General features: G+C 40.8%; 18 protein-coding genes and 1 riboswitch. Of the genes, 2 read left to right on the top strand and 16 right to left on the bottom strand.

All coding sequences use genetic code 11. From position 1 onward, the window contains the following. Positions 1–41 precede the first annotated feature (41 nt). Genes Q0A12_RS02480 through Q0A12_RS02460 form a run of 5 tightly spaced genes read right to left on the bottom strand, consistent with a single transcriptional unit; the run spans position 42 to position 4,863 of the window. Positions 42–1,397 carry a PTS transporter subunit IIC gene (locus Q0A12_RS02480; RefSeq protein WP_291291129.1) on the bottom strand — a complete coding sequence of 452 codons (1,356 nt, stop codon included), beginning with the start codon at positions 1,395–1,397 and terminating at the stop codon, positions 42–44. 18 nt (positions 1,398–1,415) lie between these two features. Beyond that, positions 1,416–1,694, bottom strand: coding sequence for a PTS sugar transporter subunit IIB (locus Q0A12_RS02475; protein WP_291291128.1), 279 nt, complete (start codon positions 1,692–1,694; stop codon positions 1,416–1,418). 18 nt (positions 1,695–1,712) lie between these two features. Continuing rightward, positions 1,713–2,171 carry a PTS sugar transporter subunit IIA gene (locus tag Q0A12_RS02470; protein ID WP_291291157.1) on the bottom strand — a complete coding sequence of 153 codons (459 nt, stop codon included), beginning with the start codon at positions 2,169–2,171 and terminating at the stop codon, positions 1,713–1,715. Positions 2,172–2,185: 14 nt separating this feature from the next. Further along, a complete protein-coding gene (locus Q0A12_RS02465; protein WP_291291127.1) occupies positions 2,186–2,803 on the bottom strand; it encodes a bifunctional 4-hydroxy-2-oxoglutarate aldolase/2-dehydro-3-deoxy-phosphogluconate aldolase in 618 nt (205 codons plus the stop codon). Positions 2,804–2,814: 11 nt separating this feature from the next. Continuing rightward, positions 2,815–4,863, bottom strand: coding sequence for a PTS sugar transporter subunit IIA (locus Q0A12_RS02460; protein WP_291291126.1), 2,049 nt, complete (start codon positions 4,861–4,863; stop codon positions 2,815–2,817). Between the two features lie 222 nt (positions 4,864–5,085). On the opposite strand from Q0A12_RS02460, the gene Q0A12_RS02455 reads away from it, so the two are divergent. Further along, positions 5,086–5,694 (top strand): hypothetical protein, encoded by a 609-nt coding sequence (locus tag Q0A12_RS02455; protein ID WP_291291125.1) that lies wholly within the window; start codon positions 5,086–5,088, stop codon positions 5,692–5,694. 546 nt (positions 5,695–6,240) lie between these two features. Here the strand turns inward: Q0A12_RS02455 and Q0A12_RS02450 are convergent. The 3 genes from Q0A12_RS02450 to Q0A12_RS02440 form a co-directional block, all read right to left on the bottom strand. Beyond that, positions 6,241–7,467: an OFA family MFS transporter gene (locus tag Q0A12_RS02450; RefSeq protein WP_291291124.1), complete on the bottom strand. Its 1,227-nt coding sequence runs from the start codon at positions 7,465–7,467 to the stop codon at positions 6,241–6,243. A 122-nt stretch (positions 7,468–7,589) separates the two neighbouring features. Then, a complete protein-coding gene (locus tag Q0A12_RS02445) occupies positions 7,590–10,013 on the bottom strand; it encodes a flavocytochrome c (RefSeq protein WP_291291123.1) in 2,424 nt (807 codons plus the stop codon). A gap of 18 nt (positions 10,014–10,031) precedes the next feature. Then, positions 10,032–10,637 carry an NADPH-dependent FMN reductase gene (locus tag Q0A12_RS02440; protein WP_291291122.1) on the bottom strand — a complete coding sequence of 202 codons (606 nt, stop codon included), beginning with the start codon at positions 10,635–10,637 and terminating at the stop codon, positions 10,032–10,034. Positions 10,638–10,934: 297 nt separating this feature from the next. Here Q0A12_RS02440 and Q0A12_RS02435 point away from each other — a divergent pair, with 297 nt between their 5' ends. Continuing rightward, positions 10,935–11,849 (top strand): LysR family transcriptional regulator, encoded by a 915-nt coding sequence (locus Q0A12_RS02435; RefSeq protein ID WP_291291121.1) that lies wholly within the window; start codon positions 10,935–10,937, stop codon positions 11,847–11,849. 421 nt (positions 11,850–12,270) lie between these two features. On the opposite strand, the gene Q0A12_RS02430 is transcribed toward Q0A12_RS02435, so the two are convergent. The 8 genes from Q0A12_RS02430 to Q0A12_RS02395 form a co-directional block, all read right to left on the bottom strand. Beyond that, positions 12,271–13,212, bottom strand: coding sequence for an FAD:protein FMN transferase (locus Q0A12_RS02430; protein ID WP_291291120.1), 942 nt, complete (start codon positions 13,210–13,212; stop codon positions 12,271–12,273). A 113-nt stretch (positions 13,213–13,325) separates the two neighbouring features. Further along, positions 13,326–13,787 carry a 6,7-dimethyl-8-ribityllumazine synthase gene (gene ribE, locus Q0A12_RS02425; protein WP_291291119.1) on the bottom strand — a complete coding sequence of 154 codons (462 nt, stop codon included), beginning with the start codon at positions 13,785–13,787 and terminating at the stop codon, positions 13,326–13,328. Between the two features lie 19 nt (positions 13,788–13,806). Next, positions 13,807–14,985, bottom strand: coding sequence for a GTP cyclohydrolase II (ribA, locus tag Q0A12_RS02420; protein WP_291291118.1), 1,179 nt, complete (start codon positions 14,983–14,985; stop codon positions 13,807–13,809). Further along, the gene (locus tag Q0A12_RS02415) at positions 14,978–15,598 is read right to left on the bottom strand and encodes a riboflavin synthase (RefSeq protein WP_291291117.1); all 621 of its coding nucleotides are present in this window, start codon (positions 15,596–15,598) and stop codon (positions 14,978–14,980) included. The genes ribA and Q0A12_RS02415 overlap by 8 nt, the downstream gene beginning before the upstream one ends. Continuing rightward, positions 15,546–16,646: a bifunctional diaminohydroxyphosphoribosylaminopyrimidine deaminase/5-amino-6-(5-phosphoribosylamino)uracil reductase RibD gene (gene ribD / locus Q0A12_RS02410; RefSeq protein ID WP_291291116.1), complete on the bottom strand. Its 1,101-nt coding sequence runs from the start codon at positions 16,644–16,646 to the stop codon at positions 15,546–15,548. The genes Q0A12_RS02415 and ribD overlap by 53 nt, the downstream gene beginning before the upstream one ends. A 121-nt stretch (positions 16,647–16,767) precedes the next feature. Then, positions 16,768–16,903, bottom strand: a riboswitch (FMN riboswitch). A 308-nt stretch (positions 16,904–17,211) separates the two neighbouring features. Continuing rightward, complete coding sequence (locus tag Q0A12_RS02405; RefSeq protein WP_291291115.1) at positions 17,212–18,072, bottom strand: triphosphoribosyl-dephospho-CoA synthase MdcB; 861 nt, start codon at positions 18,070–18,072, stop codon at positions 17,212–17,214. A gap of 22 nt (positions 18,073–18,094) precedes the next feature. Next, positions 18,095–19,180, bottom strand: coding sequence for an acyltransferase (locus Q0A12_RS02400; RefSeq protein ID WP_291291114.1), 1,086 nt, complete (start codon positions 19,178–19,180; stop codon positions 18,095–18,097). Between the two features lie 24 nt (positions 19,181–19,204). Beyond that, positions 19,205–19,798: a malonate decarboxylase holo-ACP synthase gene (locus Q0A12_RS02395; RefSeq protein WP_291291113.1), complete on the bottom strand. Its 594-nt coding sequence runs from the start codon at positions 19,796–19,798 to the stop codon at positions 19,205–19,207.

The raw sequence follows: 19,798 nt of genomic DNA, 5'->3' as shown, positions 1-19,798 counted from the left end.
TCTCCCCTTTTTCAAGCATGAAATAGATGCTATGGTCTTCTCTATTCCGCAGCTATTTCTCGATTAATCTTTTTCACTCCTTCAAAAAAGTACCAAACACCACCAAATATTAGTAATAGAAGCGGAATCCCAATAAGTGGGTTATAAGTAAACGCTAAGAACACAAGATAGCTTTGGATCATTGATGTTGCTGCAAATGAAGAAATCAACATAGCATTTGCTCCAAGATTGATCCCAACTGATTTCGCGATTGCTGTCAAAACAGGAGCAGTCGCTGATCCACACCAGAGTAATGATGCAGTGACAACTAATCCAATAACAATATTTTTAAGCAAATTTCCGCGAGTCAATGCAACCACCATGGCTACACGAAAAGGAACTACAGCTAAATCGGCAAATGGTAACACACGATTTCCTGGTAAGACTAATGCTGTTGCGATGGTCAAAGGAATGATAATCAATGCAGTTGTGATAACATCAGGATTTCCAACTACGACTGCGGCATCTAATCCAATAAATAATCTTCGTCCTTTAAATTTCTTTTGCGACCATTTTTGAGCAGCATCTGAGATTGGCATTAATCCCTCCATAAATAGAGAAGTCATTTTCGGGATTAACACAAGAACAGCGGACATACTCACCCCTAATTGAAGGATTTGTTTGATATCATACCCAGCTAGAAAACCGATGACTATGCCAATCACACCGCCCATGATCATTGAATCCCCAAAGAATCCGAGGTATCTTTGGGCATCTTTGATCGTAAATTTAGAATTTCTAAAAAAAGGAATCCGATCTAGTAGCCAATTGAGTGACCAAGCAATGACTAGCGAGGACAAAGCAGAAACTGTTGGTAAAGAAACACCAGGAATACCGAAGAAGTCCTCAACTAATGGCTGTGACCAATCTGAAAGTTTAAAAGTAATAATTGCCATTGCAATTGAAGCGCCAACACCTAAAAAAACATTTTTTGTTACGAAATAAACCATTACGCCAACAATCGCCATATGGTGATAATTCCAGATGTCAACATCAAGCGTTTGAGTTCGTTTCAAAATCAAAAGAACGATATTTACAATTAAGATAGCAAATATCAGCAATGCAATAATCGGAGATGCCCATGTAACGGCAGCAATTGAACCCCAACCAACATCTAGAGCGTCTAACTGCACGCCAGTGCGGTCAACCATCGCTTTAGCTGCAGGTCCAACATTGGTGGTCATAAAATCTAAGATTAATTTGATTCCGGCAAAACCGATACCTAAAGTCAATCCGGACTTGAATGCTCTGGAGAGTTTCAAACCAAATATCATACCTATAATCGTAATTATCACCGGAAGCATCACGGTCGGTCCCGCGTCAATAAAGAAATTGAATACATTCATCACATAATTCATCGTTTTTCTCCCTTGATTTTATTTTAGATAATTCAAGATTTCTGTCATCGTTTGTTCAGCCCCAATTCCTGTTAATATAGGCATTCCTTTTATAACAGGTATATCTCCAGTTTGACCTTCAAATTGACCAGTTGTTACTAACAAGTCGTAATCGTGTACTTTGCTGGGAACTTCCATCAACTTTGTTTGAGTCGTGGTTGCTTCAACACCGTGTTCGCTTAAATATTCTTTTACTTTGGAAGCTACTACTGTTGAGGTTGCGATTCCATTCCCGCATGCAATCAAAATTCGTTTCATTTCTATTCCTCCTATTTTTTAGGCAATCGCCTGTTTTAATAAAGTAAGTAATTCAAAATCCGATTCTGCTAAGATCATTCTCTTTCGTAATGTCTCGTTCTGAATGATTCCAACAATTTTTTGTAACATTTCAACTTGCCCGTGAGGTTCGCTAATAGCCATCATGATAACGATTTTTGTGGGCAGGGTTTCATTTTTGTTTTCCATATTATGAAAATCAACAGCTTGTTCTAATGTTGCTATTGCTAATGTCGTATGACTGACTAATTCATAATTGGCATGTGGAATGGCAACTATCGGTGGTGTAGATGGAAGCCCTGTGGGATATTCAAATTCTCTTTTTTGAATCGCTTCGATATAGTCTTTTTTTACATAATCTTTTTGATAGAGTTTGTTTGCTAAATAGGCAAGGACTTCTTTGTCTGTGTCCACTTTAATATTACGAAATACTAATTCTTCATTTAACTGCAGGTCCATCATATTTTTCCTCCCTAAACTGCTGCCAACAATGTCTGAAGTGATTTTGCTAATCTCTGTATATCTCCTGTTTGTAAATCTTGGTATTGAAATAGATTTGAGCCTATCCCAAGATAGCTAGCGCCTTGATCAAAGAATTCTTTTGCATTATTCGCCGAAATGCCTCCGACAGCCATTAAAGGTAACTGACCTAATGGAGCCTGTACATCCGCAAAAAAACGAGGTGTTACGACAGCCGCTGGAAATATTTTGACAATATCAGCTCCTTTCTCAAACATTTCATTGATTTCGGAGGGTGTCATTGCAGCAGGCACAGCAAGCACTTTTTTCGTTTTGGCTAATGATAATATTTCGGTAGTAAATGTATGGGGACCTAATAAAAATTGAGCACCTGCTGCAATAGCCCCTTCTGCATCTGATATGTTACGAACCGTTCCTGCGCCAATAGTGATCGTTTTGCCAAACTTCGCACACAGTTGTTGTAGTTGTTTCAAGGCATCTGTAGTGTTTAATGTCAGCTCGACAGCAAAATCATTCTCAAATCCCTTCATAGCTGTCAAAATTGCTTCTGCTTGTTCGTAAGTATAGCCTCGCATAATAATCGTAAAGCGAGGGTAGTCTGTCACTTTCATAACGATTCCTCCTAGCTACTTTGTCGTAATAATTGATAAATAGTCTTCTTATCCTCTAACTCCAATAACTTTATTAAGAAGGTTTGATCCTTACAAATATCTGCCAGCTGGTTAACAGCTTTTAAATGTTTAGTCAAATCATAAAAAGACAACGGAAAAATAAAGTGAATTTGCTGTCCATTAGGGAAAGTGATTGGTTTCTTAGAAATCAGTAAGCCAATTCCATCTTTCAGCACACCATGATCAACAGTTGTATGTGGGATACATGTTTGGGTCCCTAAATAACCACCGTATTCCTTAGATTCAATTTGTACTAGGCAATCTTGAATAAACACTTCGTTAACAATCTGGTAGTCGATTAATGGCTGACAAGCAAGAATCAATGCTTGTTGCCAAGTTAGCTCTTCTGAAGTCTGCAAAATAAATTGCGGTTTCAAATAGTTTGTCAAAGCCGGAAGGGTTTTGAAATTTTCCAAAGGTGAATTCTGTTTTTCTTTTAGCAAAAAGTATTCCAACTCTTCGCGTAATGGTTTTGCATCAGAAATTACAGCATATTTACGAATGATATGTTGCAATTCATCGACAGAATGATCAACTTCACTTAATCCCAATTCATTTAAAACACGATAGCGCAAACGGATTTGCTCTTTGTAGGTCATGATTGGATCAATAATGAATTGTGGCACACAGCTACTCAATAAAGTAGTTGTGAAAACAAGGTCATAATCGTTACCAAATTTATAAAAATCTCGAACAGAAAAAGAGGCTAAAAAATGTAGTTCTGGAAAAAGTTTTTTTAGGTTTTCTCTCATCAACTTAGAAACCATGACACCATTCGCACAAACAACAACTGCTCGTGGTTTGTATAAGCTTCCATTATGAGGTGTGGTCAGCTGATAGCCAAAATAATACGAAAGCAATTCTAGCTCATCACTTGGAAATGCTCGTCCCAGCCAGTTTTCTGTGGGTACGATCAGTTCTTTCATTAACTCATTTAAAATAGCATGATTGCTATCTTGAACGAGACTGTCCAGTGAATAGAAGCCTAAGCTCAAATTGTATTTGATTCGGAAGCAAGCTGGACGTAAATGACCTAGAATGCGTCGTTCGAAGGCTTCACGATCATCAATAATGATCAATGTTTGTTTCTCAAAATCAGAAACCATATTGTGGATAAGCCGTTTCAACTCTGCATCAGAGTCAAATACTTGAGTTGTTTTTCGCTCATAGATGTTCGATGTCAAAAATAATAAAGTAATCCAAGTCAAATATTTCTCCTGAGTACCTTGCCAAGAAGTTTCTTGCAAAAGCACTTTTAAAAATTTATATTCTGGCGTTCGACGTATTTCTGTCTGTCCCAATTCTTCAGAGAGAATTGACTCCGCTTGACTTCTTTGTAATGTCAAACGAACCGCAGACTGCAAAAAATCAATTGATTCATCCGAATAGCTTAAATGAAGCATCTGTTCCATATTGTGGATAAGGTGAAGTACTTCTTCCTCGGGAATTAAGGGTGCTAGCTGCTCTTTGATTTCTACTTGACGAAACATAGGGTATTGTTTGATTAAATCAGATTGTAATTGCAGAATTCTCCTCTCCAATCCATATAACTGATACCCTGTTTGACGACTATAGCGAATCGTTAATGCATAATGACTAACAACTTTTTCTGCTTTTTTTAGATCATCTTGTACTGTATTTCGGCTAATCATTAAAAGATCACAGAAATGATTTAAGCTAACATAGCTTGTCGTAGTACATAAGTAACTGATGAGCATTGCGACTCTTTCATCTTCGGATAATATATTTTCTTTTAGTCGCTGATTTGTTTCACTTTGTTGAATAGAAAATAGTCGGAACACCTCCATAGGGATTATGAAATCTCCCACATGATTTCTTTTGATTTCTGGCCAACCATTCTCGACTAGTTCTTCATTAAATTGAGCGAGTGCGTAATTAATTTGTCTTCTTGTCAAAGAAAGTTCAGCTGACAATTCAGCCATTTTTATTTCAGGTTTTTTGATCAATTGTGTAAGAATTTTACGGATCCGGTCGTTCATTCAATTACCTCCTGACTTTTACATTATAAAAGTGTTTCTCCTCTTCTTGGCATATAATTGAAAGCGTTTTTTGTCGTAGCTGCTAAAAAAATTTGTACTAGACTTTTCCTTTGTTTCATAAAAAAGAGAAACATATTACTTGAAGAGAGGATAAAATGAAGATTATCCATTTTTAAGCTAAGTCTTCTGTTACAATAAGACGAAAAGAATGGAGTGAATGCTATGCCATTACTAGTTTTGATTGGCGCGCAGGCTGTCGGGAAAATGACTGTTGGTCGTGAACTTGAAAAAAGAATTGATGGAAAGCTACTATTTAATCATCAAACCATTGATTTATTTGCCAATTATCTCGGATATACCCCAGCGGCATTTCAATTGTCTAATTCCACAAGGATCGAACTGTTCAAAGCGTTTGTCGCAGATGAACAAAATACGGCTAAGACCATTATTTTTACTGTTTTAGTGGGGTTTGATCAGAAAGAAGATCTGGCTTTTTTACACAACATTTCAGACATCTTTTTACATGCAGGGCATGCCGTCTATTTTGTGGAACTGGTCGCTCATTTAGAAGAACGGATTGCTCGCAATCGCCAGGAAGAACGTTTAAAAGCTAAACCGTCAAAACGCGATCTGGCTTTTTCCCACGAAGAACTTCTTTCAGCTAATAAAAAATACCGTTTAGAAAGCAAGCCGGAGGAACTCGCTTCCCTTTTCCCAAAAGTAAAAACGATGAAAATCGACAACACCAAATTGTCTCCTGAAGTGGTCAGCCAAAACATCATCACCACTTTTCAGCTTGACTCAAAAAAAGGACCCAATCCCCTTTCCTAGGATGTGGTCCTTTTGCCTGCTATTTACATCGTATCATTTCAATTCATAAGAACGAGCAAAACCACCAGCAAAAGAAGAGACTTCCCCAAGCCCTTCTACTGCTGATGGTCATTTAAAATCCACGTTGCCTCTTTATCATAAGCGACGTGTATTGACACTAACAAATCGATTTTTTCAATGCTTCATGAATTTTTTGAATATCACTTAGAAAAAGGTTACTGATTCCAATTTTTTAGAATGAAAGCTGCTTTTTTCTACATAGGAAACAGCAGAATGGTGATCAGCTTTTCTTTTTAAAAATAATAACCCTCCCTTTCTTGTATTCATCTTATCATCTTGACGCAAAAAACTATAATCATTATTTGCACTAGGAGATGAAAAAAAGAAAAAGGGAGGCTTAAATGTTTTTAGAGACTGCTTTGAAATTTGCTGAAGCAAGTAATGGTGCAGTGGTCTAAATCTGAATCACAACCACCCATCAGTGAGGAAACCTTCACCAATGAGCTGTTAGTTGTGTCATGTTTTTCAATTGTCTTTTGCAACGATTTATTTTGCTGTTGAAAGATTGCGAGATTTTTTTAATTGGATATAAGCAATGTTTAAAACGAAACCAACGACTGCCAAAGCAATAGCTGTATAGAAGGCATTGGTAAAGTCGCCATTGTTGCTGGCTGCCATGCCTGCCGCCACTCTTGGTCCAAAGAACGCAGCAGTGGAATAGCCGACAAAGACGATCCCATAGTTGACACCTTGGTTGACTGGTCCGTAATTTTCCATCACGATTGATGGGAAGACGCCCATCACCCCGCCAAAGCAGAGGCCTAAACCGATGATTCCTACAGCGAAGATCATTGCTGCGCTTGAAAGTGTCAAAAGGAGTAGTGATAAAGCGACAACACCATAAATAATCATCAATGTATTGGAACGGCCAATCTTGTCAGAGACAGTTCCCCAGATTACTCTTCCCAAGCAGTTGCTCAAAGAGTAAAGGCTGACATAAAAAGCGGCTGTTGTTGCTGTTAATCCGAACATTTGTTGTCCAATCACAGCAGCGTTTGAGGCAATCATCAAACCAGAGAATGCCCCCACTCCTAACATCAAAATGATTAAGTAAAAGGCTGGTGTTTTCATCATTTCTTGCCATGAATAATTGGTTGCAGGTCCTTTTGCAGAAGTCGCTTGTGGTACCCATCCTGCTGGACGATAATCCGTTGGTGCCTTTTTGATAAAGAAACTGGCAATTACGACGACGACCATATAAGCGATACCGATTACCCGAAAAGCCGTTAACACATCGTTTGATTGAATAATGGCATTAGCGATTGGCGCAGCGATGATCGCAGCACCACCCATGCCGGCAGTGATCAATCCTGAAGCAAGGCCGCGTTTGTCTGGGAATAAACGAATCGTATTACTCAAACAAGCCGAATAAGCAAAGCCTTGTCCAAGACCCGAAAGCACACCATAAGTCAGATAAAGCATTCCAGGAGATTCTACAAATCCAGTTAAGAAGAAGCCTAATGCGAATAATAAACCGCCAAACGCGATGGTCCATTTTGCTAAGCCGCGGTCCGTCAAGAATCCGCCTAAAATCATTGTGATCGGTCCGACAGCGGCATTGATGGTAAATGCTAGCATGATTTCTTCCATTGACCAGCCCTTTAATTGACTAAGTGGTCCGGCAAAAACACTAAAGGCATAGACAGCCCCCGTACAAAGCAGGACAGCGGTTGAGACAATCAAGATTAGCCAGCGATTGATTTTTGTTTCCATTTTTTAACCCCCAAATATTTTTGTTTGGATAAATTGAATAAATGCTACTTCATGTTACGTTTTTCACATAATCTTGGGAAAGAAATGTGCAGCGGGTTTGCCTGCACATTTCTTTCATTCAATTAAAGATTTTCTGCAACTGCTGTCTTCCCAGCAATTCGACCAAAGGTAAAGATATCTGTTAAGGAATTTCCTCCTAGACGGTTTCCTGCATGGATACCTCCGGCTACTTCCCCAGCAGCGTATAGCCCTTTGATTACTTGATCTTCTTTTGATAATACATGGGTTTGAGTGTCGATTTTCAATCCACCCATGGTGTGGTGAACAGCTGGTTTTCTTGGTGTTGCATAAAACGGTGCTGTGGTCACTTTCAAATCAAAAACATCTTTCCCAAATTCTGGGTCTTTACCGGCATCTACATAAGAATTGTAGGCAGCGATCGTTTCTTTCAAAACAGTTGGATCCACATGGATTTGCTCTGCTAATTCTTCAAGGGTATCTGCGCGGAATAATGTTCCGTTGGCTACTTGTTTATCGATTTTTTCTTGGCTAGTATTGTAAGCTGTTTTCTTGATTTCTTCATCTGCGATCAAGTAGAATAATCCCCCGTTATCGATCGCAGCTTGTGTCAATACATCACGACTTTCGTACTCATTGACGAAACGTTTGCCTTCTTGATTGACCATCACAAAGTTTGCTGGAGGTACTTGTAGGCCACTGAATAAGGCACCAGTATTTGGATCAGACACCGGCATCATTTGTGAGAAGCCCATTCCCACAAGATCCGCACCGGCACTTTCCCCTAGTTTGATTCCGTCCCCTGTAATGGCTGGAGAATTAGAGGTCTTGATGTCATCTTCAATCTCAGTCCAATAAGTATTGTATTGTTTCAACATTTGTGTGTTTGCCCCAAAACCACCAGAAGCTAAGATAACTGCTTTGGCATGAATCGTTACTTTTTGGCCATTGCGACCTTCACCAATGATCCCTACGACTTGTCCATCTTCGATGATCAATTCTTTGACGGGTGTATCGGTAAGGATTTTTCCGCCATTTTCATTGACGAAATTGTGTAGAGCAGAAACAAAGGCGTACCCTTCGTTTTTCAATGGTTTGTGCCCACGGCGCCATTTTGCCCCTACTGGCATATCGACATGCTTATAATCAAACTCAACGCCGATTTCTTCTAGCCATTTCACAGATTCTAATGCACGATCGGTTAGGATTTTTACTAAGTCATATTGACCGTAGATGACGTTTCCTTCTAAGTCAGTCCGTTTACCGCCTAAATAGGTTTGGATACGGTGCCAGATGGAAGAGTCAAATAAGAATTCTTTTTCTGGAGTTGTTGCTTCTAAATAAGTTGTGATCTGTTCTTTCAATAGGCGGAAATCAGCCAAATATTCTGCATCGATGCTTGCTTCATCGACTGCAATGATTTCTTCCAATGCAGCCCGTTCTCCTGGAAGAGCAGCAAATGTTTTTTGCCAGTCAGGATCTGCGGCATTCATTGGTCCACCCGTACGAACGGTATTTCCGCCGATTGCTGGGTATTTTTCAACTAAAATGACATCTTTGCCTTCTTGCAGGATGCTTGCTGCGGCACTCAATCCTGCTCCCCCACCACCAACTACGATGATGTCTGTGGTATATGTTTCATCTTCTGTTTTTAATGCACTGGCTGCTTTTGGACGTTTTCTTAAAACATCTGGATTTGCGCCGGCCATTTTCACTGCTTTCGCGACGCCATCAACGACACCGTTACTGGTAACGGAAGCCCCTGAGATCGCATCAACGTTCAATGTTTGCCCTTCAATGATTTCTTGAGGAACTCGCGCAAATACCACATCTGCGATCCCTTCTGATTCGCCAGAAGTATCGATGTTGATTGCTTCGATCCGTTCTTCACTTAATGTTACCACCATTGGCAGGTCGCCATTATGTCCTGGTGCAGTCACAGTATAGTCTCCAGGTTGGTAAACCACTTCTTCAGGAACATTCAAAATGTTGGCAACTTCTGTAAAGCGAATGAATTTTCTAAAACAGCTTTCCAAAAAGTCAACAGTCCGTTGATCTTTTAGCTGACCATTTTCATCAAAAGCTTGATGGGCACGACCTAATAAGAATTCATTACCAGGCATCACGGTTGCATTGACACCGGGTGCATCTAGTATTTGGCGCAAATGCAGCTGCGCACGAGAAGATCCTTGGACATCGTAAGAAGCACCTACGATCATCACTGGTTTGCCATCAAACGGATGGACATTAAAGGATAACCACTCTAAGACACTTTTTAGTGCGGATGGAATGGAATGATTATGTTCGGGCGTAGCAATGATCACACCATCGGCATCTAGAATTTTTTGATTTAATGTTTGGATCACTTCACTATTGGTTTGATCTTCCGTTTCATTAAACATTGGCACTTGATCGATTTCTAAAATTTCTATTTCAGCTAAATCAGCAAATGCAGTTTGCATAAAAGTCACTAATTGACGATTCGTTGATTTTTTGGCATTTGTACCAATTATACCGACAAATTTCATGGACATTTCCTCTCTTTCTTATACCTGTTCCCAAGAAAATTTCTTTGAGCGCTCTTTAGCAGTTGAATATTCACTGACTAAGCGATTCGTGATTTCAACGAATAATTTGAATTCATTGAAGCAGTCTTCTAATTCTGCAACTTTTTCTTCATCTTTTAAGCATCCTTCTTCATCAAAGGCTTGCATGGAATGACCAAGTAAAAATTCGGCACTAGGCATGATTCGCGCTTTGACTTCCGGTGCATCCAAAATTTGGCGAAGATGTGCTTGTGCTCGTGAAGAGCCTAAAGCGCCAAGAGAAGCGCCAGTAATCATGACTGGTTTATCAATAAGTGGACGAGACGTGTAAGAAAGCCATTCAATGACACTTTTTAGTACGGCAGGAATGGAGTGATCGTATTCTGGCGTACTGATGATCACACCGTCGGCAGCTTCGATTTTTTCAGCTAACGCTTGAACTGCTGCTGGTGCTGTTCTGTCCTCCGGCTCATTAAAGGCCGGCAGATCTTTGATTTCGCAAAGCTCGATTTCAGCTTGGTCTTTGAAATGGGTTTGGATAAATTGCAATAATTGGCGATTGGTTGAACGTGCAGAGTTAGTACCCACGATTCCGATCAGTTTCATACTCATCTCTCCTAAATGTGATTTTTTTAACAATCGAGTCGATTATAACTGCTTAACCCTTCGAGTATTCCAAAGGTTTGCGGTACAATTTGTCATCTGCCATGAAATGAAATCGGTTGAAAACTTAATTCTTCTTGCTTTTATCCGATATAAAACAGTGGAACGGACGACGATTTTGTCTCGATTCATTACTCCTCTAGTTTAGACCCTGTCTCCGGGTTTGTGAAATATTTATTTAATTATATTGTGATAACATTTTTGTTATAATGGACTTATCTCTTTGAAAGGAGTTGCCCCATGTCTCTTAAAGATTCCCATTTGATGCTCCAATACATTGACACTTTACTCAAACACAACAACTATACTAAAGCAGCAAAAGACTTATTTATTTCCCAACCTTATCTGACACAAGCCGTAAAAAAAGTGGAACAAGAACTAGGAACAGCAATCATTGTTCGTCAGTCTGGTGTCTTGCATTTGACGGAAGCGGGTAAAATCTATTATCAATATTTAGAAACACTGGAAACAGCCTCCGCAAAATTTCGTCATCGGCTGCTGCGCTATACCTCACCGGATACCAAAACCCTGCGACTGGGAATTTTATCGAGTTTAGGCTCTTTTTTACTCCCTCTCTTTTTGCCGGACTACCTTGCCAAACATCAAGATGTGACTGTGTTTTTACGAGAAGACTTGCCTAAACACAATGAGAACCGTTTGTTGAGCGGTCAGTTGGATTTCTTCGTCGGCCAAAATCCAGAGACCATTTCGCCAAGTTTGACGACCTATGCTACAAAGAGTGAAAGTTATTTTGCTATCATCCCGCCAATTTCACCTTTGTATCAAGAAAACAAGAAGTTTCTTGCCCAAGATAGCGTTTCTATGAAAGACTTATTACAAAGTCCATTGATTTTGACGACCAGTGGTTCTGCCATTCGCCGTCAAATTGATCAACTACTCAAAAAATATAAAGTAGAACCAACCATCCTCATGGAAAGCAGCAATATTTACACCGCAGCTGCTCTGGCAGAAAATAATTTGGGATTGACCATCGTTCCAGAAAGTGTCCTACAGGCTGCTTCGATCGCCCCATTCAATCTTTATCCGATTCCAGCAGAGATGTTAACATTGAATTACTTTATTGCCCATCAGGCGGAACGTCCTTTATCCTTAGCCGACCAAGATTTGATCAATCATTTTTTAGAAAAAGTATGAGCATAATAAAATCCTAGAACCAACGGGAATCATTGGCGTAAATCATTTGCAAATGACTCCCGTTGGATAGAAAATTTCCGCCGACTATTACCGTTTCGTTGCTAGTAATTCATTCTTTTACTTTAGTGCAAAACTTTGCTAGGTCAACCACCTAACTAGAGCGTAACTTATCAGCAGGGATTTCATTTTTGACAGCATGAAAAAAGAGGCTGGACAGAAGTGTTTAACTCCTTATTTCCGAAGGAGTTGCTTCTGCTTCCGCCGTTTAGACGTGATAAGAGCGTGGGACAAAAGTTTTTTTACTTTTGTCCCACGCTCGCTATTTTTTTATCGTAAAGTGTTTGCTGCTTGTTTATTGAAATTAAAAGGGGCAATTATACTTTGTTCCCTTCTCGCTAGAATGATCCTTGCAGAAGAGTGATTACGATTGTCCATTGGTTTCAATCAGCGATTGCAGCTCTGCCGGGTAAAGGAGCTGTCCTTGCCGAGTGACGATCAATCCAGTGATGCCTTCAAGTTGGCTAAGCTGTTTCATGATTTCTTCAGGACTTTTACCAAAGAGTCGTGTGGTCCAAATTTCCCCATCCACCGAGCGATCAGAGAGGATCGTAATACTTGCGAGGGATGATTCAATCGGATAACCGGTTTGGCGATCAAAAATATGGTGATAAGTTTTACCGTCAACGGTATGGGATCGTTCATAAATGCCCGATGTTACAATCGAGCGATTTTGAATTTTTAATGCAGCAACAAAATTTCCTCTTGGCAGAAATGGGTTTTGAATGCCAATGCGCCACATATGATCCGCATGGTTTGGTGCTTCACCAAAGGTAACGACATTGCCGCCTAAATCAATCAGAGCCGCGATCACTCCAGATTGTTTAAAAAAGTCTGCTAGTTGATCTGCAAAATAGCCTTTGGCGACAGCACCGAGATCGATTGACATACCGGCAGCTAGGGCAACCGTCTGCTGTTGGTCATCCAATTCGATTCGTTGAGGATCGGTTACCTGTAGTAATTCCGTCACTTTTTCTGCAGTCGGCACTTTGACATCTGAAAAACCAATACGCCATTCCTGAACCAGTGGTCCCATCGCAATGTTCAAGAAACTGTCCTTTGGCAAGCTGTGTTCTTTTGCTAAGGCAATCAAAGCAAACAAGTCTTCGGCTACTTTGGTCGGTTGAATTCCTGCGTTTTGATTGACTTTCATCAGATCTGAAGCAGGATCATTGGCACTAAACCGTTTTTCAAACGCTCTGATTTGTTGGACTGCTGCCTCCAAAATTGGTGTGGAATCTTCATGTTGAATCCAAAGCTGAATGATCGTTCCCATCGCTTTGACTTGTCTTTTTCCTTCTTGCATCCGTTCATTTCGCCCCTAGCTTTTTTGTTCATCATAGCAGTTTTTGAGAAAAAATAGAATGCCTTTAGCAAATAAACGCAACCATAAGAAAGTCGCAAACCGTCATTAAACCATTAAATCACCCGATTTAATGAAATCATTTCGATCAATCCTTGTGCCGCTTCTGAACCTTTATTCCCCGCTTTGGTTCCGGCCCGTTCGATGGCTTGTTCGATAGTTTCTGTAGTTAGAACGCCAAACATGACTGGAATGTCTGCCGCTAATCCAACTTGCGCCACGCCTTTTGCGACTTCATTGCTGACAAGTTCATAATGGGTGGTCGCACCGCGGATAACGGCTCCCAGTGTAATCAAGCCATCGTATTTGTTCCCATTAGCCAATTTTTTTGTTACATAAGGAATTTCAAAGGCACCGGGTACCCAGTAAACATCAATGTCTTCTTCTTTTACTCCATGCCGCATCAAATTATCTTGTGCGCCACTTAAAAGTTTCGCCGTAATAAACTCGTTAAACCGGGCAACCACGATCCCTACTTTCATTTCTTGTCCGTCAAATGTTCCTTCAAATTGTGTCATGTTGTGCTCTCCTTCTTTTTCAAAGTGATAATAAATGATGGAATTTTTCTTTTTTTGTTTGAAGATAACGGTTATTTTCTGCAACTGGCGCTATCTCCAATGGGATTCTTTCAGCCACATGAATGCCATGAGCTTCTAATTCGGTGACTTTCTCCGGATTATTTGTCAGCAAGCGAATCGTATCGATACCAAGTGACTTGAGAATAATCGCTGCAAAACCATAATCCCGTTCATCTGGACGAAAACCTAATTCAACATTGGCTTCATACGTATCTAAGCCTTGCTCCTGTAATTGATACGCCTGCAGTTTGTGTTTCAAGCCGATGCCACGGCCTTCTTGACGCAGATACAAGATGGCTCCGGTACCCTCTTTTTCAATCAGCCTCATGGCTTCATGTAATTGCTCCCCGCAATCACAGCGGTGGGATCCAAATACATCTCCTGTCAGACATTCAGAATGAAGACGGACCAATAATGGTTTTGTGGGATTTGACAAATCCCCTTTTGCTAATACTAAGTGCTCAAGATGATGCTGATCTTCAAATAAAGTTAAATCGAAGGAACCAAATGCGGTGGGTAATTGAACGGTTAACTGCCTTGTTGCCAGATAAGTCGCTAACTCTTCGATAGTGATCATCGGCAACTGCCATTTTTCTGCGAGTTGAGCCAATTGTGGACGGCGAGCCATCGTGCCATCCTCATTAAGAATTTCACAAATATAGGCCGCTTCACTTTGATTGGCCAATTTTGCTAAATCCAATGCAGCCTCCGTATGCCCTCGTCGTTCTAATACCCCACCGGCTTTCCCAATCAATGGGAAAATATGGCCCGGCTTATGAAAGTCCTCTTTGCTACTTTTCGGATCAGCCAATCCTCGGATCGTTTGCCCGCGTTCATCCGCTGAAATACCTGTTGTCGTTGAACGGTGATCGACACTGACAGTAAACGCTGTTTTGAAACTGTCGGTATTTTGCGTTACCATTTCCGTTAAATCCAATCGGTGGGCAATTGCTGCGGAAATCGGTGCGCAAATCAACCCTCGAGCAAATTTCGTCATAAAATTCACGCTTTCCATCGTAGCTAGATTAGCGATCCCAACAAGATCTCCTTCCGCTTCCCGGTCGTCATCATCAGCAACGATGATTAATTGCCCGTTCCTTAAATAGTCTACTGCTGTTTCGATTTTATTTTTACTCATAGGACAGTTCCTTTCTTCCGCCACGGATCAGTTGATTGGCTTTGACATATTTTCCTAATAGATCTGTTTCAACATTCACCGCTTCACCGCGGTTAAGTCGCCCCAGATTGGTTTGATTTTTGGAATGAGGAATCAGGCCAACGGAGAAACAGCGCTGTGAGGTCTCGATAATCGTCAAACTAACTCCATTCAATGCGATCGAGCCCTGTGGAATGATCTCATTTCTCAGTTCCTCGGGATAAGCAAATGTCAGAATCAGAGCATTCTCCAACACACGCTTTTCTACCAGTGTTGTCGTAGTATCTACATGGCCTGCCACCAAGTGTCCTTCCAAGCGGCCGTTGAAAGCTAGCGCTCGTTCCAAATTGACTTCATCATTGATTTTTACGGTTGCAAAGGTCGTTCGTTGATAGGTTTCCGGCATGATCTCGACAGTAAATTCTTCCTTGGCCGTCTTGATCGCTGTCAAACATACGCCATTGATCGCCATACTATCGCCAATTCGATAATCCGCTAACAATGCTTCAGAACCACGACAAGTCAATGCAATGGTGCGGCCGCTAGGTACGATGCGCGTGATCTTGCCCTTTTCTTGAATGAGTCCAGTAAACATCTTCCTGCCTCCTTCCAACGATCCTTAACTCTTCTCCGACCGGTTCAACAGTGACTTCTTTTAGCGCAAATATCTGATTTACTTCGCGAGAACTAGCAAAACTCGCTGTCCCATTGCCACCGATAAGTTTTGGCGAGAGATAGGTGATAACTTGGTCCCAATAACCACTCGCCAAAAAAGCATCATGAATGCTGCTTCCGCCTTCCACGTAAACCGATTGAATCTTGCGCCGATACAATTCTTCCATGACAAACGAGAGGGTCAGTGAAGGCGTGACAATGATTTCCACGTGATTAGAGAAAACAGTTTGGACATTTTTCGTAGTAAAGACCAGTACAGGACTACTGGCATCCTCAAAAAGAGCCAGTTGCTGTTTCAAGGTTTCTCCTTTACGATCCAGGACCACTCGATAAGGCGGAAAGGCAGCCTCTGTCCGCAAAGTAGGATTATCGATCAAGGCAGTGCGGCTCCCTATCAAAATAGCCTGATAGTCTGAACGCTCCTGGCGAGCCCGACGCAATGCAGCTTCGCCGGTTATCCTTGTGCGCTGACCAGCCAAAGCGATTTTTCCATCCAGTGTGGTTGCTTGCTTTAAAGCCACAAAAGGACGTAGCTCTTCGTGATAGGTATTATAGTGGCGATTGATTTCTCGTACCTCCTTTTCTAAAACGCCGGTGATCACTGCTATTCCTTGTGCTTCTAAAAACGCTTTGCCCTTGCCAGATACCAATGGATTGGGATCTAATTGGCCAATCACCACTTTTTTGATGCCGCTTTGAAGAATGGCAGCTGTACAAGGTGGCTGTTTTCCGTAATGGTGACAAGGTTCAAGAGTCACATAAATGGTTGAATCAATTAGTTTTTCGGGGGAACTACATGAATCGATGGCATTCTTTTCCGCATGAGGCTGTCCATAAGCCATGTGGCTGCCTACAGCAACTATTTCCTCATCTTTCACAATGACAGCACCGACTAAAGGGTTCGTAAAAGTTTGTCCTTTGCCTTTTAATGCTGCGGATATGGCGCGCTTCATATAGGTTTCATGCATAAACATTCCTCCTTTCTTTAAACAAAAAGACCTCGTGCATAAGTACACGAGGCCATGATTAGACAAACTCAAAGAAACGATGACAAAAAAGGATAGACTCCTCCCGTCAATATTCTTGTAAGTTTTTCTTCTCCCATCCAGACTTTAACTGTCGGTTCCAGAGTTTCACTGGATCAACCGCACGAATGCGGGTCACGGACTTCAAGCCACTGCTTGTCACCGTCGGTCGGGAATTACACCCTGCCCCGAAGAAACATATTCAATTCACGTTAGATACTACTACTCTTTTTTTCGGGTGTCAAACCCCTCCTCTATTCTTTTTAAATAACGATTAAAACAAATGAATAAAGATAAAGTTCACCCGTTTGAAAAAAAGACTTTAAAAAGTTTTAAGACTTTATTGGCCGTAAAACAAACAATCAAAAGAGGTTTCTCGGCTAAATGATTCCTCTCCTTGGATTTTATTCGTTTTGTTTAGATAACACGATTATTGAATAGATAAAAAAGACTTTTAAAGAGTTTAAGAAACAATCTCTTTAAAAGTCCTGCAAATGGAATAAATTTGTTATTTTGCTGTAGCGAAATAAAGTTTCTGACTCGTTAAGTTTTCCAAAGAAATCAGAAAGAAACTGGCAGCTAATAAATCAGCACTTCCGCCGGGTGAAACATTTTGCTGTTGACAATAGTTGTTCAATGCTTCAAAAGCGGCGTTAGGAATGGGCTGTTTATTGGCTTGCTTTGCCAACTGTTGAACATGGTTCAGCACTTGTTGATCGCTGCGATACAAAATACACGTATCATCAAGTGTGGCCATGATCGCTAGTAGCATATGGAGTCTTTTTTCTGATGAATCGTTTGTTTGTCGTGACAAAAAATCAGATAATGCCACTTGAACATGTGGAAAACCTACAGCTGCTTCCCCAAAAGCGCCCGTATAACCATATTTTTGTTTGACTTTGTTTCCGTGACTTCCAGTAGCCGCAACTTGTATCCGACGATCTGGATAAGCGACCAGCTGTTGAATATCTGTAAAAATCTTTGGTAAGAACAACTGACGATCGCAGCTGTATTGGCTACTGATCACACTGATAAACAATCCCATTGCCCAAATGGCCCCTTTATGGGTGTTGACGCCACCAGTAGCTGCAAACATGGCTGTTTCAGCACGGCGGCCAATCTCAGCAATCGCTTCTCTGATGGCTTGGCTCGGTCTTTTTTGCCAAGAAGACAGCGCCATTTCTTCAAAAAATGGTGTCAGCGTGCGTGCCGATAAGACAAATAGTTCATGATTCATATCGCTATGTGAACCAGTTGTTAAACGATCGACTAAGCCTGGCTTGGGTGAGAGTTCCACTTCATCGATCAGCGCTTTTTCAACTAATTTTGCCAGTTGATGACAGGTAGCGAAGGCAGATTGTTCTTCCATAAGATTCCCCTCTTTTTACGATTTATTTACTAAATGGTCCTTTGATCCCTGCCCAAATCACATGCAGAAGATAGCTTAACAAAAAGCCGCAGCTGGCAGTAGCTAAGTAGGCAACAAGAATCATGATTCCCATTGGCAATTGTAATAGTGTATCTTTGAAACAAACTAGAATAACTTGAAATACAAATACATTGGCTAAATAGGTACGGTACGCATAAACAGACAACCATTTGAATGCACGCAGTTGTGGTGCGTTGTTCTTGATCATGGTTGAGCCTAACATAAAGACGCCGAAGATCACCACTAAGCTATAAAGACTTTGTAATGTATTTAAATAAGGTGCATGAGCGAAAGAAAGATCTCCGCCGAAGTGTAATAAATGATCAGCTGAAAATAAAGCTAATACTAAGCCTACTGGCAATAGTGCATAGCGCACTTTATATAAAAAGCGGTAAATGGCTTCATGATACATCAATGCTGCTTCGCCATAAATACCATAGATCACAAAGCTAGCAACAAAACGATCCAATAAGTACCAGTTGTCATGATGAGGTCCTGCAAAAACTTGCGCATCATAGAATAAATACCAAGCTACATATAAAACTGTCGCAACGATTAGGACAGGCCAAACATTTTTCTTGTTTGAAAAGACTTTATAGCCTAACCATACGAAAAATGGCATCAATAATTGAATTTGAAGCATCATCACGGTATACCATAGATGGGGTGCGCCGTCACCGGTAATATATTTCAACAAGAATGAAGCAGTATCTGTGTAGGGTTGACCTTGTTGAACGGCTGGAAAGAGCCATAAGTATGCAGTCGTCCACAACAGGTAAGGAACCACTAATTCAAAGAATTTTTCTTTCAGAAATTCCCAATAAGAAAGATGTTGGCTTGTTTTTACCATATTATAAACAATTGCAAAAATAAACATTGGTGCGGTGTATTTCACGATGACATAAAATATACCAATAAAGGCGGCGGTTTTTTCGTTTTGGACATTTGCTAAAGCAAAACTCAAAACAGTCTGCATCATAACGGCGGTCACAGCAAAGACTTTTAGGAAGTCGCTGATATTGATTTTGATTTCTTTATTCTCGAACATTGTTTTCGCTCACTTTTCTTATATTTACCAAATCTCGATTGTGAGTTTTGGCCCCTCGTCTGTTTTAAGTAATAGTTTCTTTTGGGGATTCCTCAAATATTCTTTTAAGGAAAAACCGCCTTTTTTCGTCATTACTTGAATATCTAAATCCTTGAAAAAATCTTTATTGTCCTGAATGAGTTGTAAAGGAAGTTGAGTGGCAGAATCAGCATAAAGCAAGAGATCCAAGTCACTGGTTACTTTGATTGCGGCTTGGTCTGAAGCCAATTCAAACCCCAAGCTGCCACCCACACCCCACTTACAATCACACAACAATCGCTGTGCCTCACGATATTGGCGATAAACAGGATAATCTGCAATGTCCTTTTGACGAAAACTTTCTTTGGCAATCAGCTGCCATGGATGAATGGTAGCTAGCACATACTTGGAAAGTATCTCGGTGCCGAAGCGCTGTTCCCGTTTTGTTCCTCGAAAGCCGACAAGGAGATGTTGTGGGCTTTGAGGAATGCCTCTACGGACAGTCGCATACATTTTTTCCCTTTGGTGCAGCCAATCTGGTAAAACGAGATCAGCAAGCGCTTGGTTATCGATCAATACAATATCGTGGGCAAAGTTCAT

Source organism: Enterococcus sp. (assembly GCF_022711995.1).
GTDB lineage: Bacteria > Bacillota > Bacilli > Lactobacillales > Enterococcaceae > Enterococcus_D.
This window is presented reverse-complemented; position numbering and strand designations above follow the sequence as displayed.

Coding starts and splice junctions, on each gene's coding strand:
- Q0A12_RS02480 (WP_291291129.1), bottom strand. CDS start 1,397: ATGAATTATGTGATGAATGTATTCAATTTCTTTATTGACGCGGGACCG.
- Q0A12_RS02475 (WP_291291128.1), bottom strand. CDS start 1,694: ATGAAACGAATTTTGATTGCATGCGGGAATGGAATCGCAACCTCAACA.
- Q0A12_RS02470 (WP_291291157.1), bottom strand. CDS start 2,171: ATGGACCTGCAGTTAAATGAAGAATTAGTATTTCGTAATATTAAAGTG.
- Q0A12_RS02465 (WP_291291127.1), bottom strand. CDS start 2,803: ATGAAAGTGACAGACTACCCTCGCTTTACGATTATTATGCGAGGCTAT.
- Q0A12_RS02460 (WP_291291126.1), bottom strand. CDS start 4,863: ATGAACGACCGGATCCGTAAAATTCTTACACAATTGATCAAAAAACCT.
- Q0A12_RS02455 (WP_291291125.1), top strand. CDS start 5,086: ATGCCATTACTAGTTTTGATTGGCGCGCAGGCTGTCGGGAAAATGACT.
- Q0A12_RS02450 (WP_291291124.1), bottom strand. CDS start 7,467: ATGGAAACAAAAATCAATCGCTGGCTAATCTTGATTGTCTCAACCGCT.
- Q0A12_RS02445 (WP_291291123.1), bottom strand. CDS start 10,013: ATGAAATTTGTCGGTATAATTGGTACAAATGCCAAAAAATCAACGAAT.
- Q0A12_RS02440 (WP_291291122.1), bottom strand. CDS start 10,637: ATGAAACTGATCGGAATCGTGGGTACTAACTCTGCACGTTCAACCAAT.
- Q0A12_RS02435 (WP_291291121.1), top strand. CDS start 10,935: ATGTCTCTTAAAGATTCCCATTTGATGCTCCAATACATTGACACTTTA.
- Q0A12_RS02430 (WP_291291120.1), bottom strand. CDS start 13,212: ATGCAAGAAGGAAAAAGACAAGTCAAAGCGATGGGAACGATCATTCAG.
- ribE (WP_291291119.1), bottom strand. CDS start 13,787: ATGACACAATTTGAAGGAACATTTGACGGACAAGAAATGAAAGTAGGG.
- ribA (WP_291291118.1), bottom strand. CDS start 14,985: ATGAGTAAAAATAAAATCGAAACAGCAGTAGACTATTTAAGGAACGGG.
- Q0A12_RS02415 (WP_291291117.1), bottom strand. CDS start 15,598: ATGTTTACTGGACTCATTCAAGAAAAGGGCAAGATCACGCGCATCGTA.
- ribD (WP_291291116.1), bottom strand. CDS start 16,646: ATGCATGAAACCTATATGAAGCGCGCCATATCCGCAGCATTAAAAGGC.
- Q0A12_RS02405 (WP_291291115.1), bottom strand. CDS start 18,072: ATGGAAGAACAATCTGCCTTCGCTACCTGTCATCAACTGGCAAAATTA.
- Q0A12_RS02400 (WP_291291114.1), bottom strand. CDS start 19,180: ATGTTCGAGAATAAAGAAATCAAAATCAATATCAGCGACTTCCTAAAA.
- Q0A12_RS02395 (WP_291291113.1), bottom strand. CDS start 19,798: ATGAACTTTGCCCACGATATTGTATTGATCGATAACCAAGCGCTTGCT.